General features: G+C 33.7%; 2 protein-coding genes. Both read right to left on the minus strand.

The features are described from left to right. Nucleotides 1-109 precede the first annotated feature (109 nt). Nucleotides 110-391 (minus strand): hypothetical protein, encoded by a 282-nt coding sequence (locus tag AC1DRF_RS29450; RefSeq protein ID WP_028408383.1) that lies wholly within the window; start codon nt 389-391, stop codon nt 110-112. A gap of 137 nt (nt 392-528) precedes the next feature. Then, nucleotides 529-756 carry a hypothetical protein gene (locus AC1DRF_RS29455; protein WP_097823300.1) on the minus strand — a complete coding sequence of 76 codons (228 nt, stop codon included), beginning with the start codon at nt 754-756 and terminating at the stop codon, nt 529-531. Between the last annotated feature and the right edge of the window lie 263 nt (nt 757-1,019).

Raw genomic sequence — 1,019 nt, forward strand, 5'->3', positions numbered from 1 at the left:
GAAAAAGTAAGGAAGCAGTGACTATTATTAAAGAGAATATGTATTATTTTGCCCTTGTTTATATAAAATAACCCAAAAAAGCCCCCTTGTTAAAGGGCGCTTTTTTGGATTATCGTCGCAGTGTAAAGTTGAAATGTTCATTTACTTTAGCTCCTAGCTCTTCAAGAAACTGCTGAGCAGTCATTTCCTCTACGCTTTGAGTATACCAAGCAAGCTGAGATTTTTTATGAACATTGTTGTAATATACATCTCTTGACCAATATGTTTTTGATCGGTATGTATAATTAAAGTGAATGAATAGTTCACTCCCGTCTGGACACTGCAACAATACGCGGTAATGTGGATTACGACGATTTTTATCTAAACTCATTTCTTTGATCTGCGCTAACATTATTCACCTCTAAAACCATTACTTAATCATTTAAAGGTAAATGCCATACCACGCTATATCCTAGCTCTGCCATCAACTAGAAAATCATATATTTTCTAAAATTCTACACGATATAGGACAAAAGAGGAAGAGATTATTTATTGATGGACGTGTAAAGTTTCATATAAATCTTTTAGCTGCTCAGGGTATTGAGACCTTACGTAATAACCTGTAGGATGGTGCTCGATTAAATGAGAAGCAAACAAATAGCCGATGAGCACGTGCATTTGTTCATCTGAGGTTTCTTGGTTTAATTCTCTTTTGAGTCGTTCAGTTAAGTGTGAAGCCAGCTGTTTAATTTTTTCATCATGTGATAAAAAAAGCATCTTGTTCTCCCCCTTATAACTAATAAGTAATGCTGTAAATTTCAATAAAGACAAAGTATTGCTTTTATAAGGATAATTATATTTTATTTTACAATAAAAGTATATAAATAGTTCTAAATATTCAAAAAATAACTTGTTTCTTTTGGACTATTCGGCAACAAACAAAAAAAGAAGCGGGAGCTGTCCCGCTTCTTTAACGTAAAAAGATATTCGATTGCCGAAATTTATTCTACTTCCACTGCCCAGCCGAATGGATCTTCCAC

The organism is Priestia sp. P5_B4, assembly GCF_056400385.1.